The organism is Erwinia sp. 198 (assembly GCF_003937915.1).
Taxonomy (GTDB): Bacteria; Pseudomonadota; Gammaproteobacteria; order Enterobacterales; family Enterobacteriaceae; genus Erwinia; species Erwinia aeris.
The window spans coordinates 1-786 of record NZ_RHUM01000033.1 but is presented as its reverse complement, the minus strand read 5'-3'; the positions used below and the strand labels follow the sequence as shown (position 1 = coordinate 786).

Annotated in this window: 1 protein-coding gene; it reads right to left on the bottom strand. The window is 51.1% G+C overall.

Annotated features, from left to right (window positions below; all coding sequences use genetic code 11):
* Window positions 1-26 precede the first annotated feature (26 nt).
* Window positions 27-731 (bottom strand): IS6 family transposase, encoded by a 705-nt coding sequence (locus EGK14_RS21110; protein WP_125291011.1) that lies wholly within the window; start codon window positions 729-731, stop codon window positions 27-29.
* Window positions 732-786 lie beyond the last annotated feature (55 nt).

The window sequence follows — 786 nt, the reverse complement described above, 5'->3', positions numbered from 1 at the left end:
CCGGCCGTCGATGTTGTCGACTGACCTTACATTTCAAAGACCCGGTTCACCAGACGCATCTCACCCTGGGGATGACCATAGTAGAATGATTCAGCCTGCCCTTTGCGCAGCGCACGCATGACTTCTATACCCTTTATCGTGGCGTAAACCGTCTTCATCGATTTGAAGCCCTGTGTGGCTTTGATTATCCGTTTCAGTGTGCCATGATCGCACTCAATTATATTATTCCGGTACTTTATCTGCCGGTACTGCACATGCTGCGGATATTTACCTTCCCGTTTCAGCAATGCCAGCGCACGCCCATACGTCGGGGCTTTATCAGTGTTGATCAACCGTGGAATTTGCCAGCGCTTCGTATTGTTCAGAAGTTTACCCATAAAGCGATATGCGGCTTTGGTGTTACGACGTGAAGACAGGTAGAAGTCAATGGGGCAGCCTCTGCTGTCGACGGCGCGGTACAGATAAGACCAGCGTCCGTTGACCTTCACGTAGGTTTCATGGAGATGCCATGAGCCAAAACCGGAAGGCTGACGCCAGTACCAGCGCAGCCGCTTTTCCATCTCAGGTGCATAACGCTGAACCCAGCGATAAATCGTGGTGTGATCGACATTCACGCCGCGTTCGGCCAGCATCTCCTGCAGCTCACGATAGCTGATGCCATATTTGCAGTACCAGCGGACGGCCCACAGGATAATATGACGCTCAAAATATCGACCTTTGAATGGGTTCATGTGCTTGCTCCTTCCACTAAACAATGGCATCAGTTTACCATCGCCAGATCTTTGC